Raw genomic sequence first — 14,299 nt, 5'->3', positions numbered from 1 at the left:
AACGCAATAATTCGAGTAAAGCGCCGAAACGGCACGCAGATTGGGAGTGCTTAAACACCTGCTTAACCACGAAAAGTCTAATCTTGCCCGGCCGCGCTGAAACACTGCGCGGTCGCCTGCCGGTTCGCCCTGTGGACCGAGGGCTCAGTAACTTGCTCGGGAGGGGCACCCCATGCTTTTCAAATCGGCCACAAGCCGCAACATATTCACGGCGGTCGCGCTCGGCGTGGTCACGACCATCGGCGTTGCCGGCACGCTCGTGTCCATCTCCTACGACAATATCCGCACTGCCAGCCTTAACGAAATGCGCGCAGCCGCCCAACAGGCCGCTGCCGAGATCGATGCGGGTCTGCGTGACGGGCACAGGATGGTCAGCGGCCTGGAGGCGGCGATCACGTCGCTGCGCGAAACCGGCTCGGCAACGCGCGAGAATACCGTCGCGCTGATGCAGAAGACACTCGAAGGCTATCCGGGCGCAATCGGGCTTTCGACCGGCTGGGAGCCCAATGCCTTCGACGGCAAGGATGCGGACTATGTCGGCAAGCCTTTCCATGATGCGAGCGGCCGCTTCGTGCCTTACGTCTTCCGCGCCGGCAGCGACATCAAGGTCGAGGTTCTGGTCGACTACGACAAGCCGGGCGCCGGCGACTACTACCAGCTGCCGGTGAAGACCGGCAAACCGGTCCTCATGGAGCCCTACGTCTATCCGGTGAATGGCAAGGACGTCCTGATGACGACCCTGTCGCTGCCGACCCGTGCCAATGGTGCGGTCGTCGGCTATGTCGGCGCCGACATCGACCTCGACAAGACGGCAGCCGACCTGGCCGCCAAACGCCCGCTGGGCGACGGCTATATCGCGCTGCTTTCCTCCGCCAATGCTTTCGTCAGCCACCCGGACAAGGCGGTGATGGGCAAGGCGCTCAAGGAAAGCGGCGTCGACACCGCAGCCTGGGAGCGCGCCCTGGCAAAGCCCGGTGAGGCTCAGACCATCGTCCGGCCCGACGGCACCGAAGATCTCGCCATGGCTCTGCCGATCGTGCCGTTCGAAGGCGCCGTCTGGAACGTCGTCGTTTCGGTCCCGAGCGCGACGGTCTATGCCAGTCTCACCAGAATCGTGTGGAACTCCGCGGCGATCATCGGCCTGGCGACCGTCCTTCTGGTCGTGGCCGGCTGGTTGCTGGCCCGTGGCTTCATCGGTCGCATCAACCGGGTGATCCACCAGACCACGCAGATCGCCGAAGGTCGCCTCGACGTCGAGCTGACCGACCGCGAAAAGCCCGACGAACTGGGCGATCTCTCCCGCTCGCTGCAGATCCTGCTGGAAAACAACCGCCGCAAGGTGCAGCTCGAGAATGAAGCCGAGGCGCACCGCGTCCAGGAAGAAATCGAACGGACCGAACGGTCCAAGGGCCACATGGCACGCGAGGAGGAAATCCGCTTCGTCGTCACCGAACTCGGCAACGGCCTGGCCCGCCTGTCGGACGGCGACATGACGGTTCGCCTCGAAAAACCGTTCAGCGGCACGCTGGATTCCATCCGCGGCAACTTCAACGAATCGATCGAGAAGCTGCAGGCCGCCATGCTCTCCTTCCGGGAGAATGCCTCGACCATCCAGAACGGTTCGAACGAGATCCGCTCCGCCGCCGACGACCTCGCCCGCCGCACCGAACAGCAGGCAGCCTCGGTCGAGCAGACAGCCGCGGCGCTGGCCGAAATCACCCGCTCGGTCCATGAATCGACCCAGCGCGCCGAGGATGCCGGGCTCCAGGTCAGCCGCACCAAGGAAGGTGCCGAGCGCTCGGGCGAAGTGGTTCGCACCGCCGTCGACGCCATGAGCGCGATCGAGCAGTCGTCGCAGTCGATCTCCAACATCATCGGCGTGATCGACGAGATCGCCTTCCAGACCAACCTGCTGGCGCTGAACGCCGGTGTCGAAGCCGCTCGTGCTGGCGAAGCCGGCAAGGGCTTCGCCGTCGTCGCCCAGGAGGTGCGCGAACTCGCCCAGCGGTCCGCCAATGCCGCCAAGGAGATCAAGGCGCTGATCACCGCCTCCGGCGAACAGGTCAAGCACGGCGTCTCGCTGGTCGGCCAGACCGGCGAAGCGCTGCAGGCGATCGTCTCCGAGGTCCAGCAGATCAACACCAACGTCCAGGCGATCGTGCTCGCCGCCCGCGACCAGTCGACGGGGCTGAGCGAGATCAACTCGGCCGTCAACATCATGGACCAGGGCACGCAGAAGAACGCGGCCATGGTCGAGGAAACCAACGCCGCCTCGCACACGCTTGTGTCGGAAGTCTCGGCGCTTTCCGCCCGTCTCGATCAGTTCAACCTCGGCAATGGCCGCGGCACCGCGGCTGCGATGCGGACCGCACCAGTGGCAACCGCCCCGGTCCGGCCGGTCGCGGCAAGCCCCGCCCGGTCTGCACCGGTCGCCTCCCCGGCCCGCGCCCTCGGCAACCGCCTGGCCGCGGCGATCGGCGCCAAGCCCGCGCCGACCACGAGCGATTGGGAAGAGTTCTGAGCCTGAGGGCCAGAGCACCGAAAACAGCAAATGGCGGGCCACGAGCCCGCCATTTTTCGTTCTGGAAGTCTGCAATTGCCATCCGAGGGTGAAAGCCCGCAGCTCTGTGCAGTGCTTCACGTCCTTGAGGGCGCAGAAGCGCGACGCTCGCGCTCGATCACAACGGAAATTCCTGTTCACGGGTGGTGAGACGCGTCTGTGGCGGCGACAGCGTCCCATCGGATCTGCGGCGCGATCGGAGCACGCGTCAGCGCGCCTTGAAAGTCGGGACTGGAATGGCAACCGAAACCCTGGTGACCAAGGCGCTGCGCCGGATTGCGCCGACGGCGAGAAGCGCGAGCAAGGCCAGGACCATGCCCGCGATGACGTCGATCACATAGTGCCCGCCATGGGTCAGGGTGGAAACCACCATCAGGACATTCAGCACCAGGATCGGATAGCGCAGCCAGACATGGCTGGCGGCGAACGCCGCGCATAATATGGCCACCGCCGTGTGCAGCGAGGGAAAGGTCAGGATGCCCTGGGCCTTCGCGACCGACAACACGAACGTCGCCTGATCCCGCACCGCATGGAATTCGTTGAGGAAAGCATAGCCGAAATGGACGTTCACCGACGAGAGCGCCTGCGAAGCGATCCCGTAGGTCACATGGGCGCCAAGGGCCGGGAACCATACCGAGATCACGCTCGCACCGAAGCCTGCCATGCCGTAGCCGAGGACCAGAGCGAATGCGGAACCCGGGTGCCCCAGAAGAATCAGCAGCATGGGAAGCACCAGCAACTGAGGTGCAAAGGACGAATAGGCGTGCATGAGCAGCCAACTGAGCACGGGCATACCGTCCACCCACCGGACGAAAGCAAGGCCGTCGAAGCCAAGCCATTGATCCAGCCGCGCGAGAAACGGGTCCGCCAGGGGATAGTTGGCCGAGACAGCCAGATAGGATGAAATCAGCACCAGCAGAGAAAGCGCGATCCCGCCGGCCAGCACCTCGATGAGGAGCGACGCGGCCTTCAGTCCCCTGATTCTCGTGACCAGCACGCCGACGACCAGCAAAGCCAGCGTGGCGACCGCAGGCGTGAACGAGCGGTCGTCGAGCACGATCTTGGATGCAGCCAGAAACGTCAGGACGCTGCCGGTACCGATCAGGACCAGGCCAAGAAGGGCCACCCTAAAATTGGTCAATCCGTCAGACACCACCTTCGCCCCCAAGCCCGAGACACGCCATAGGACTCATGCCCGTTTTGCATTAAGATTCGGTTGGTCCGGCAGCCGGATCGGTGGCACGCTCGCCCATGAAGCTGGCCCTCGGAGGATCTCGGAATTTTCCTGGCCTAATGTGCAATTTCGGGGTTCCGCTTCGGTCAACATTTCCCTATAAGCCGCTTCTAGCCTTAAAAGACCTCGTTTGCGCCCCGGCCGGTGAATTCACCCTGGCCGGCCTTTCGCGCAACTGAAAATTGGAAGACGCCGATGCCGAAGCGCCAAGATATCAAGTCCATCCTCATCATTGGCGCGGGGCCGATCGTCATCGGTCAGGCTTGCGAATTCGACTATTCCGGCACCCAGGCCGTCAAGGCGCTGAAGGAGGAAGGCTACAGGGTCATCCTGGTCAACTCCAACCCGGCGACCATCATGACCGACCCGGGCCTGGCCGACGCAACCTACGTCGAGCCGATCACGCCGGAAGTCGTCGCCAAGATCATCGCCAAGGAACGCCCGGACGCGCTGCTGCCCACCATGGGCGGCCAGACGGCCCTCAACACCGCGCTGTCGCTCAAGCGCATGGGCGTGCTCGACCGCTACAATGTCGAGATGATCGGCGCCAAGCCGGCCGCGATCGACAAGGCCGAGGACCGCGCGCTGTTCCGCGAGGCCATGGCCAAGATCGGCCTCGAAACGCCGAAGTCGATGCTGGCCAACGCCACCGAAATCAAGGATCTGGACCGCAAGACGCACGAGGTCGCACGCGCCGAAATCAAGGCCCGCCTCTCCGGCGCCGAACTCGACACCGCGCTCGACGCGCTGGAAAACCAGTGGAACCTCGGCGAGACCGACCGCAAGCAGCGCTACATGAACCATGCCATGGCGGTTGCCGCCCAGGCGCTCGACGTCGTCGGCCTGCCGGCGATCATCCGCCCGTCCTTCACCATGGGCGGCACCGGCGGCGGCATCGCCTACAACCGCTCGGAATTCTTCGAGATCATCGGTTCGGGCCTCGATGCCTCGCCGACCACCGAAGTGCTGATCGAAGAATCGGTCCTCGGCTGGAAGGAATATGAAATGGAAGTCGTCCGCGACAAGGCGGACAACTGCATCATCATCTGCTCGATCGAGAACATCGACCCGATGGGCGTGCATACGGGCGATAGTATCACGGTGGCGCCGGCCCTGACCTTGACCGACAAGGAATATCAGATGATGCGCAACGCCTCGATCGCGGTCCTGCGCGAGATCGGCGTCGAGACCGGCGGCTCGAACGTACAGTTCGCCGTCAACCCGAAGGACGGCCGCCTCGTCGTCATCGAAATGAACCCGCGCGTGTCGCGCTCCTCGGCGCTCGCGTCGAAGGCCACCGGCTTCCCGATCGCCCGGGTCGCCGCCAAGCTCGCCGTCGGCTATACGCTCGACGAATTGGAAAACGACATCACCGGCGGCGCGACCCCGGCCTCGTTTGAACCGTCGATCGACTATGTCGTCACTAAGATCCCGCGTTTCGCCTTCGAGAAATTCCCCGGCGCCGAGCCGACGCTCACCACCGCGATGAAGTCGGTCGGTGAAGTCATGGCCATCGGCCGCACCTTCGCCGAATCCTTGCAGAAGGCGCTGCGCGGTCTCGAAACGGGTCTGACCGGTCTCGACGAGATCGAGATTCCCGGCCTTGGCCAGAGCGACGACAAGAACGCCATCCGCGCCGCCATCGGCACGCCGACACCCGACCGCCTGCGCATGGTCGCCCAGGCGCTGCGGCTTGGCATGTCGGCGGAAGAGGTGCACGAAGGCTGCAAGATCGATCCGTGGTTCATCGCCCAGCTCAAGGGCATCGTCGACATGGAGGCCCGCATCCGCGAGCACGGCCTGCCGGAAGACGCCGAGAACCTGCGCATGCTGAAAGCCATGGGCTTCTCCGATGCCCGCCTCGCCAGCCTCACCGGCAAGCGTCCGAAGGAGGTGGCCGAGATCCGTAACGCGCTCAACGTCCGTCCGGTCTTCAAGCGCATCGACACCTGCGCCGCCGAATTCGCCTCGCCGACCGCCTACATGTACTCGACCTACGAGACGCCCTTTGTCGGGCAGACCCGCTCCGAAGCGGAGGTTTCCGACCGCAAGAAGGTGGTCATCCTCGGCGGCGGTCCGAACCGCATCGGCCAGGGCATCGAGTTCGACTACTGCTGCTGCCATGCCGCCTTCGCGCTGAAGGACGCCGGCTTCGAAGCCATCATGGTCAACTGCAACCCGGAAACCGTATCGACCGACTACGACACCTCGGACCGTCTCTATTTCGAACCGCTGACGGCGGAAGACGTGATCGAGATCCTGCGCGCCGAGCAGGAGAAGGGTGAACTGGTGGGCGTCATCGTCCAGTTCGGCGGCCAGACCCCGCTGAAGCTCGCCGAGGCGCTGGAAAAGAACGGCATCCCGATCCTCGGTACCGCGCCGGACATGATCGACCTTGCCGAAGACCGCGACCGCTTCCAGAAGCTCCTGATGAAGCTCGACCTCAACCAGCCGAACAACGGCATCGCCTACTCGGTCGAGCAGGCCCGCCTCGTCGCCTCCGAAATCGGCTTCCCGCTGGTCGTGCGCCCGTCCTACGTACTCGGCGGCCGCGCCATGCAGATCATCCACAACGAGAGCATGCTGCAGTCCTACCTGCTCGACACGGTTCCGGGTCTTGTTCCGGAAGACATCAAGCAGCGCTACCCGAACGACAAGACCGGCCAGATCAACACCCTGCTCGGCAAGAACCCGCTTCTGTTCGACAGCTATCTGACCAATGCCATCGAAGTCGACGTCGATGCACTGTGCGACGGCACGGACGTCTTCGTCTCCGGCATCATGGAGCATATCGAGGAAGCAGGCATCCATTCGGGCGACAGCGCCTGCTCGCTGCCGTCGCGCTCGCTCAGCAAGGAAACCCTCGACGAACTGGAGCGCCAGACCAAGGCCATGGCCAAGGCGCTCAACGTCGGCGGCCTGATGAACGTGCAGTACGCCATCAAGGACGGCGTGATCTACGTTCTGGAAGTCAACCCGCGTGCCTCGCGCACGGTGCCCTTCGTCGCCAAGACCATCGGTGCGCCGATCGCCAAGATCGCCGCCCGCATCATGACCGGCGAGAAGCTCGACGCGGCGATCGCCGCCTATGGCGCCAAGCCCGACCCGCGCAACCTCAAGCACATCGCCGTCAAGGAAGCCGTCTTCCCGTTTGCCCGCTTCCCCGGCGTCGATACGCTGCTCGGTCCGGAAATGCGCTCGACCGGAGAAGTCATCGGCCTCGACACCGATTTCGCCCTGGCCTTCGCCAAGAGCCAGCTCGGCGCCGGCGTCGAACTGCCGCGTGACGGCACGGTCTTCGTCTCGGTCCGCGACGAGGACAAGGTCCGCGTCCTGCCGGCCATCAAGCTTCTGACGGAGATCGGCTTCAAGGTCATGGCGACCGGCGGCACCCAGCGCTTCCTCGCCGAACAGGGCATCGAGGCGATCAAGATCAACAAGGTTCTGGAGGGCCGCCCGCATATCGAGGACGCCATCCGCAACCGGCAGGTCCAGCTGGTGGTCAACACCACCGACAGCAACAAGGCGATCTCGGACTCCAAGTCGCTGCGCCGCGCCGCCTTGATGCAGAAGGTGCCCTACTACACCACCATGGCCGGCGCGCTCGCCGCCGCGGAAGCCATCCAGGCCCTGAAGAAGGGCCAGCTCGAAGTTCGCCCGCTGCAGAGCTATTTCTGACAGCTCGAACGACAGCGTGCCGCAAAAAAGAACGACCATAACGCGTCGCGTTATGGTCGTTCTTTGTTATATTCGGGAAATGATCCGAAGCTTTGCAGACGAAGCAACGAGCCTGGTTTGGTCCGGTCTGCGAAGCCGGAAGCTTCCGCCCGACATACAAGCAGTCGCGTTGCGGAAATTGCGCATGCTCAATCAGTCGCGCTCGATCACAGATTCGCGCGTGCCGCCAGGAAACCTGCTCGAAGCATTGAAAGGCAATCGCCAGGGGCAGCACAGCATCCGCGTGAACGACCAATGGCGGCTTTGTTTCGTTTGGAAGGATGGAGGAGCAGAGGATGTCGAAATCGTCGACTATCATGACTGAAGCGGAACACCTCCCAAATCCCTCGCCGGGTGAAATCTTGGCCGAGGAGTTCATGAAGCCAATTCAGCTCAGCCAGAACGGCCTCGCCCGCGCGATCGGTTTGCCGCCTCGCCGCATCAACGAAATCGTCCTTGGAAAGAGATCGGTTTCGGCGGATACCGATCTTCGCCTGGCGCGGTACTTCGGCGTCAGCGAGGGGTATTTCCTTGGGCTCCAGGCGGATTTCGACCTGTTGCAGCGGCGGCGCGTCATCGCCGACGAATTGGCCGCCATCACGCCCCGCGCGGCCTGATATCAACTTCTCCGCCCATTGCCGTGTTGCGAACGCCTTAGCGCGGAACTGGGATTGACCGTGTTTGTCATGTCATGTATTTAGCCATTAGGTTAATTAACCAATGAGCTAAATATGTCTCTCGACCCCCTCTCCGATACGCTCTCCGCGCTCGCCGACCCCACCCGCCGGGCGATCCTGGCGCGACTGGCGCGCGGCGAGGCGACGGTCAACGAACTGGCCGAGCCCTTCGCCATGAGCCTTCCGGCGGTCTCCAAGCACCTGAAGGTGTTGGAGCGGGCCAAGCTGATCTCGCGAAGCCGCACCGCCCAGTGGCGCCCCTGCCGGCTGGAGCCGGAGCCGCTGCAGAAGCTGGACAGCTGGCTCGAGGAATACCGCGATCTTTGGGAGCACCGCTTCGACCGGCTGGAAACCTATCTCGAAACCATCAAGCACGACGCTGACAAGAAAGGCGACGATCATGAGTGACAAGCTTGAAATCCTGAACACGCGTCTCTTTGCGGCGAGCCGCCAGGCGGTGTTCGATGCCTTCGCCGAGCCCGACCAACTGAAGCACTGGTGGGGTCCCCACGGCTTCACCAATACCGTCCCCGAATTCGATTTCAGGCCGGGCGGCAAGTGGCGGATCGTCATGACCGCCTCCAACGGCACCGATTTCGACAACCACGCCACGTTCGAGGAGATCGTCGTGCCGGAGCGGATCAGCTATGTCCACCACCTGCCCATGCACGTCTTCACGATGACCATGACTTTCGACGAGGAGGCGGATGGCACGCGGCTCACCTGGCGCATGCTATTCGATGCCACCGAGGAAAACCTGCAGCTCGAGAAATTCCTGGCGGCGGCCAACGAGCAGAATTTCGACCGCCTGGAAGACCACCTTCAAAACCAGACCGGGAAGGCTTGACCATGACAGTCCACGCAGATCCGAACAGAATCCTCTCCGTCTCGCGCCTCGTCGGCGCTCCTCCCGAACTCGTCTTCAGGATGTTCTCCGAGGCCCGGCATCTCGACGCCTGGTGGGGGCCGGACGGCTTCACCAACGAGACCCATGAAATGGATTTCTCGGTCGGCGGCCTGTGGCGCTACACGATGCATGGCCCGGACGGCAAGGCCTGGCCGAACTGGATCCGCTACCGTGAGATCAACCCGCCGACACGCCTCTTCTATGATCACGGCGGCGAGATCGACGAGCCCGCCCATTTCGAGGGCGAGATCCGCTTCGAGGCGGAAGGAAACAAGACCCGCGTGACGCTGACCCTCGTCTTTCCCACGCCCGAGGCGCGCAACGCGACGCTGAAGTTCGGTGCAGTCGATGGCGGCAACCAGACGCTCGCCAAGCTCGACGCTTATCTCAGGACGCAGACCGGCTGAACCACCGGGAGTTGCGGCCGAACAAAATTGACACTTGCCAAGGCGGGGAATTCGCGAAATTCTCCGCCGGATTTTTCGCGGACACGAGGTCATGACCGAATCTTTGCCCATTGCAGCGCGGGCGACCGGCCGCGAATGGATCGGACTGTTCGTCCTTTCCATCGCCTGCCTGGTCTATTCCATGGACCTCTCCGTCCTGTTTCTCGCCATGCCCGCGATCACCGCCGATCTGGCGCCGTCGGCCGCCGAACTGCTCTGGATCAACGACATCTACGGGTTCATGGTCGCCGGCTTCCTGGTGACGATGGGCACTCTTGGCGACCGGGTCGGCCGCCGCAGGATCCTGATGATCGGCGCTGCCGCCTTCGGTCTGGCCTCGCTCTTCGCCGCCTTCGCCACGACCGCGTCGATGCTCATCTTTGCCCGCGCCCTGCTCGGCATCGCCGGGGCCACCATCGCCCCCTCCACCCTCTCGCTGGTCGTCAACCTGTTCTCCGACGAGTCCGAGCGAAACCGGGCCATCGGCATCTGGGGCACGGCCTTTGCCCTTGGCGGCCTGATCGGACCGCTGCTCGGTGGCGTCCTGCTGGAATTCTTCCACTGGGGATCGGTGTTCCTGATCAATGTCCCGGTCATGCTGGCGCAGGTCGTCGCCTCCCCCTTCCTGCTGCCGGAATTCCGCAGCGAAGAGTCCGGCCGGATCGATGTTGCGAGCGTGCTTCTGTCGCTGGCGACCGTCCTGCCCGTCATCTACGGTCTCAAGCACATCGCCACTGACGGCTTCGAGCCGGTCCAGCTGTTGCCGATCGCGATTGGCCTCGGTCTGGGCGTCCTGTTTCTCCGCCGCCAGATGCGCCTGGAAGACCCGCTGATCGACCTGTCGCTGTTCGCCATCCCCTCCTTTACCGCTTCGCTTATGGTCAACCTGTTCGGCGTCTTCTTCGTCTTCGGCATCTTCCTGTTCCAGAACCAGTTCCTGCAGCTGGTGCTCGGGCTTTCGCCGCTGCAGGCCGCGCTCTGGTCGATTGCGCCCAGCCTTGTCTTTACCGTCATGTCGCTCCAGGCCTACCGGATCATCAACCGGCTGGGCCCGGTCCGTACCGTGCTGCTCGGGCTTGCCGTCAATGCGATCGGTGCGGCCGTCATGGCGATGGCGGCGTATGGCCAGAGCCTCTACGGGGTGCTGTTCGCCAGTATGCTGATCGGCCTCGGCTTCGTACCGGTCGTCTTGACCACGACCGGCCTCATCGTCGGCTCCGCCCCGCCCGAGCGCGCTGGTGCTGCCTCGGCGATCTCCGAGACCAGTGCGGAATTCGGCGGCGCCATGGGTGTTGCCCTGCTCGGCAGCCTCGCCAGTGTCATCTACCGGCTGGCCATGGCCACCACCGACCTCGGCGCCTTGCCGCCGCCTCTGGCTGAGGCCAGCCGTTCGACGCTTGCCGCCGCCGTCGAGGTCGCGGGCAGCATGAAGGGCGAAGAGACGCCCTGGCTCGGCGTGGCGCGCGACAGCTTCTCGCTCGGCTTTGCCGTCTCCTGCGCCGTTGCCGCGATCACGCTGGTGGCGCTCGCCCTGCTCGCGCGCAGGGTCTATGGCACGAACCCGCCGGCAGCCGCAACGGCTGCCCACTGAGACAGCGGCCGAAGAAAGCACCGGACCACGCCGCATTGCCGATGCGCGGGTGGGTGCTGGGCGAAGCGCTATGATAAGCGCCTCGCCCAGCCTCCCCTCAGACGGCGGGACCGGTAATCGTGGCCACGACCGGAGCATGGTCCGACACGACGCCGCGCACCGAGTCGTCGAAGAGATGCGCATCAAACACCTCGACCTTGCTCACCGTACCGTGTCGCCGCGGATTTTTCGGATTGAGGCCGTTCGACAGGATCACGTAGTCGAGAACCGAGCTGTGGCTGGCGCTGACGTGGGTAACCGGGCGGGTGTTCTGCTGGTTCGGCACGAGATTCCAGGCGTCGTAGAGCTTGAAGACGTGCTTCAGATGGGCGAATTCCTCCGGGATCGCATCCCCGGCCACGCTGCCCCAGGAAAACACCCGTTCGCCCTGCGTCAGGATGCCGAGCGTGTGGGATTCGGGATCCTCGTTCATGTCGCCGAGCAGGATCACGGCCGCGTCGGGATCGACGTCAATCGTGCGCCGGAAGGTGCGGTAGAGCGCAGCCGCCTCGGCGGCCCGCTTGGCCACCTGGTCGACGCCGGCCATGGCCCTCAGCGCATAGTAGCGCTTCACCTTGTCCGCCCAGTCGCCGATCGCGTCGATCTCGTCCGGATCGACGAAGGCGCCCTGCGATTTCAGATGGCAGACATAGACCATGACCTCACCGATGCCCGGCACCTGCACGACGGCCTCGACCGGAACGCGCGAGAAGCCGAAGCTCTGGTCGATCACCGTGTCGGCCGGGATGCCGGCGACACCGGCTAGGTCGTTCACCGTGGTGAAAGGCAGCCGCGAGGCGATCGCCACCGTAGCGTTGACATAAACCTCCGGGTCGTCCGGATCGAAGATCGCGCGCGCCGCCTTGAAGAAGTAGGGATAGCCGGCCGCCTGGGTGAGAACCCTCAGGGCCTCGTCGGAAACCACTTCCTGGAAACCGACCACATCGGCGTTCATCTTTGCCAGCATGCCCGAAATCCATGCGAGCTTCGCCGCCCATTGCTCCGGCGTGTAGGTCGCATTCGCCTTGCGCTCGTGCCAGAAGATGCCCGGCGCAGCAAAATGGTAGAGATTGAAGGTGGCCACTCTCAGATCAGGCATGCTCGTCCTCCCCTTGCCCGCAATCCTCGACAGGATGTCGCAAGACTGCGGCATCCACTTAAAATTGTAAACATGACACGGCTGTGATAGCTTCGATGCGCTACGATGACGGGGGCAGACCATGGGCAAGAACATCGTTCTTCTGTTCGACGGAACCTCGAACGAGATCGCCGCCGACCGCACCAATATCCTGCGCCTGTTCGGCACGCTGCGCCGTACCGAAGAACAGATCGTCTACTACGATCCCGGCGTCGGCACCTTCGGCGCCGACAATGCCTGGTCGCGCTGGTGGCGCAAGGCGGTCGAGATCTGGGGCCTTGCCACCGGCTGGGGCATCGACGCCAACGTCAAGCAGGCCTATCGCTTCATCGTCGAGAACTACCAGGCAGCCCCGCGCGACAAGGACGGTAAGAGAATCGGCGAGGACGACCGGATCTATCTTTTCGGCTTCAGCCGTGGCGCCTATACGGCAAGGGTTCTCGCCGGCTTCATCCACAGTCTCGGCCTGATCCGGCCGCAGCAGCTGAACCTGGTCGACTATGCCTACCGCACCTACAAGGGCATTTCCGAGCACAAGACGACGGCCGATGGAGAGGACGAGGCAGGCAATTCCGCCTTTGCTGACATGCGGCTCTACGAGCGCACGCTCAAGGGCTACCGCCCTGCGATTGAGCTGCTCGGCCTGTTCGACACCGTCGCCTCGGTGATCGAATCCGGCAGGGTCGGCCTGAAACTCAAGACCCACCCCTTCACCCACCGCAATCCGAGCGTCCGGCGGGTGCGCCATGCCGTCGCCATCGACGAGAAGCGGACCATGTACCGCGCCGAACCCTGGGTTCCCGACCAGCCCTTCTGGGGCAGCCCCTTCCGGCCGCCCAAGGACAAGCCCGTGGTGCCGCAGGACGTCAAGGAGGTGTGGTTCACCGGCGTGCACGGCGATGTCGGCGGCGGCTACCCCGAAAAAGAGAGCGCACTTATCAAGCTTCCGCTCGCCTGGATGATCGAGGAGACGAAGGCCATGGGACTCGACTATGCGACACTCACCGTCAACGAGGTCGTGCTCGGCAAGAATCCGAAGAAGGCCTATGTCGAGCCCGATTCGATGGCCAGAGCACACGACTCCATGAACCTCGTCTGGCGACTGGTCGAATATCTGCCGCGTCGCATCCCCTCCTCGTCCTGGCGCCACGGCGGCAAGGGCGGTGGGGTATATCTGCCGCTCTCGGATCCGCGCTTCATTCCGGAAGATGCCCTGATCCACCGATCCGTGGTCGATCGGCTGAACGGAATGCCATCCGACGGTCCCTATCGCCCCCGCAACCTGCCGAAGAACTACCGGATCGAGCCGTGACCGGCCACCGCGCGGCGCTGCCCGCTCGAGGTTCCTGCGAAAGGAAAAATTAAACCTCTGGAAATTGCGCGATCCTATCTGCTATAGTTCTTTGATCGTTGATTTGAACTGGTTCCGTGGCTTCGCTTCGGGACCTGTTTTCTTTTATGTCCAGCGCCAAGCGGGCATGAAATGCGAAGGAAAATGACATGGTAGAAAAGGTACCGATGACGCAGTCCGGCTTCACGAAGCTGAACGAGGAACTGCGTTGGCGCCAACAGGAAGAACGCCCCCGCATCATCGAGGCGATCGCCGAAGCGCGCGCCCATGGCGACCTTTCCGAAAACGCCGAGTATCACGCCGCCAAGGAAGCCCAGAGCCATAACGAAGGTCGTATCGGCGAGCTTGAAGACCTGATTGCCCGCGCCGAAGTCATCGACCTGTCGAAGATGTCCGGCTCCACGATCAAGTTCGGTGCGACCGTCAAGCTCATCGACGAGGACACCGAAGAGCACAAGACCTACCAGATCGTCGGCGACCAGGAAGCCGACGTGAAGGCCGGCCGCATCTCGATCTCCTCGCCGATCGCCCGTGCCCTGATCGGCAAGGAAGTCGGTGACAACATCGAAGTCGTCGCACCCGGCGGCTCCAAGGCCTACGAGATCCTCGCGATCCACTGGGGCTGATCCCGCCCGGAAG

Annotated in this window: 12 protein-coding genes; 10 read left to right on the top strand and 2 right to left on the bottom strand. The window is 63.6% G+C overall.

Annotated elements, in window-relative coordinates:
• Window positions 1-172 precede the first annotated feature (172 nt).
• Window positions 173-2,521 carry a methyl-accepting chemotaxis protein gene (locus tag AC07Y0_RS04925; RefSeq protein WP_498675078.1) on the top strand — a complete coding sequence of 783 codons (2,349 nt, stop codon included), beginning with the start codon at window positions 173-175 and terminating at the stop codon, window positions 2,519-2,521.
• Between the two features lie 247 nt (window positions 2,522-2,768).
• On the opposite strand, the gene AC07Y0_RS04920 is transcribed toward AC07Y0_RS04925, so the two are convergent.
• Entirely contained in the window at window positions 2,769-3,713 is a 945-nt protein-coding gene (locus tag AC07Y0_RS04920; RefSeq protein WP_498675077.1) for a phosphatase PAP2 family protein, read from the bottom strand.
• Window positions 3,714-3,989: 276 nt separating this feature from the next.
• Here AC07Y0_RS04920 and carB point away from each other — a divergent pair, with 276 nt between their 5' ends.
• From carB to AC07Y0_RS04885, 7 genes are all read left to right on the top strand, one after another.
• On the top strand, window positions 3,990-7,472 hold the full coding sequence (gene carB / locus AC07Y0_RS04915) for a carbamoyl-phosphate synthase large subunit (RefSeq protein ID WP_498675075.1): 3,483 nt from the start codon (window positions 3,990-3,992) through the stop codon (window positions 7,470-7,472).
• Window positions 7,473-7,551: 79 nt separating this feature from the next.
• The gene (locus tag AC07Y0_RS04910; protein ID WP_498680175.1) at window positions 7,552-7,836 is read left to right on the top strand and encodes a type II toxin-antitoxin system RelE/ParE family toxin; all 285 of its coding nucleotides are present in this window, start codon (window positions 7,552-7,554) and stop codon (window positions 7,834-7,836) included.
• On the top strand, window positions 7,808-8,128 hold the full coding sequence (locus tag AC07Y0_RS04905; protein WP_498675074.1) for a HigA family addiction module antitoxin: 321 nt from the start codon (window positions 7,808-7,810) through the stop codon (window positions 8,126-8,128). Before AC07Y0_RS04910 ends, AC07Y0_RS04905 begins: the two co-directional genes overlap by 29 nt.
• A gap of 114 nt (window positions 8,129-8,242) precedes the next feature.
• Entirely contained in the window at window positions 8,243-8,596 is a 354-nt protein-coding gene (locus tag AC07Y0_RS04900; protein ID WP_498675072.1) for an ArsR/SmtB family transcription factor, read from the top strand.
• Window positions 8,589-9,035, top strand: coding sequence for an SRPBCC family protein (locus AC07Y0_RS04895; protein ID WP_498675070.1), 447 nt, complete (start codon window positions 8,589-8,591; stop codon window positions 9,033-9,035). The genes AC07Y0_RS04900 and AC07Y0_RS04895 overlap by 8 nt, the downstream gene beginning before the upstream one ends.
• Window positions 9,036-9,037: 2 nt before the next feature.
• Window positions 9,038-9,502, top strand: coding sequence for an SRPBCC family protein (locus AC07Y0_RS04890; RefSeq protein WP_498675068.1), 465 nt, complete (start codon window positions 9,038-9,040; stop codon window positions 9,500-9,502).
• A 91-nt stretch (window positions 9,503-9,593) separates the two neighbouring features.
• Window positions 9,594-11,132 carry an MFS transporter gene (locus tag AC07Y0_RS04885; protein WP_498675066.1) on the top strand — a complete coding sequence of 513 codons (1,539 nt, stop codon included), beginning with the start codon at window positions 9,594-9,596 and terminating at the stop codon, window positions 11,130-11,132.
• A 97-nt stretch (window positions 11,133-11,229) separates the two neighbouring features.
• Here AC07Y0_RS04885 and AC07Y0_RS04880 read toward each other — a convergent pair whose 3' ends face one another.
• Entirely contained in the window at window positions 11,230-12,270 is a 1,041-nt protein-coding gene (locus AC07Y0_RS04880; RefSeq protein ID WP_498675065.1) for an endonuclease/exonuclease/phosphatase family protein, read from the bottom strand.
• Between the two features lie 121 nt (window positions 12,271-12,391).
• Here AC07Y0_RS04880 and AC07Y0_RS04875 point away from each other — a divergent pair, with 121 nt between their 5' ends.
• Together AC07Y0_RS04875 and greA are read left to right on the top strand one after the other, a co-directional pair.
• The gene (locus tag AC07Y0_RS04875) at window positions 12,392-13,621 is read left to right on the top strand and encodes a T6SS phospholipase effector Tle1-like catalytic domain-containing protein (protein WP_498675064.1); all 1,230 of its coding nucleotides are present in this window, start codon (window positions 12,392-12,394) and stop codon (window positions 13,619-13,621) included.
• 188 nt (window positions 13,622-13,809) lie between these two features.
• Window positions 13,810-14,286, top strand: coding sequence for a transcription elongation factor GreA (greA, locus tag AC07Y0_RS04870; protein ID WP_498675061.1), 477 nt, complete (start codon window positions 13,810-13,812; stop codon window positions 14,284-14,286).
• The last annotated feature ends 13 nt before the right edge of the window (window positions 14,287-14,299 follow it).

This window comes from Allorhizobium sp. GW101-3B10, from assembly GCF_059424725.1.
This window is presented reverse-complemented; position numbering and strand designations above follow the sequence as displayed.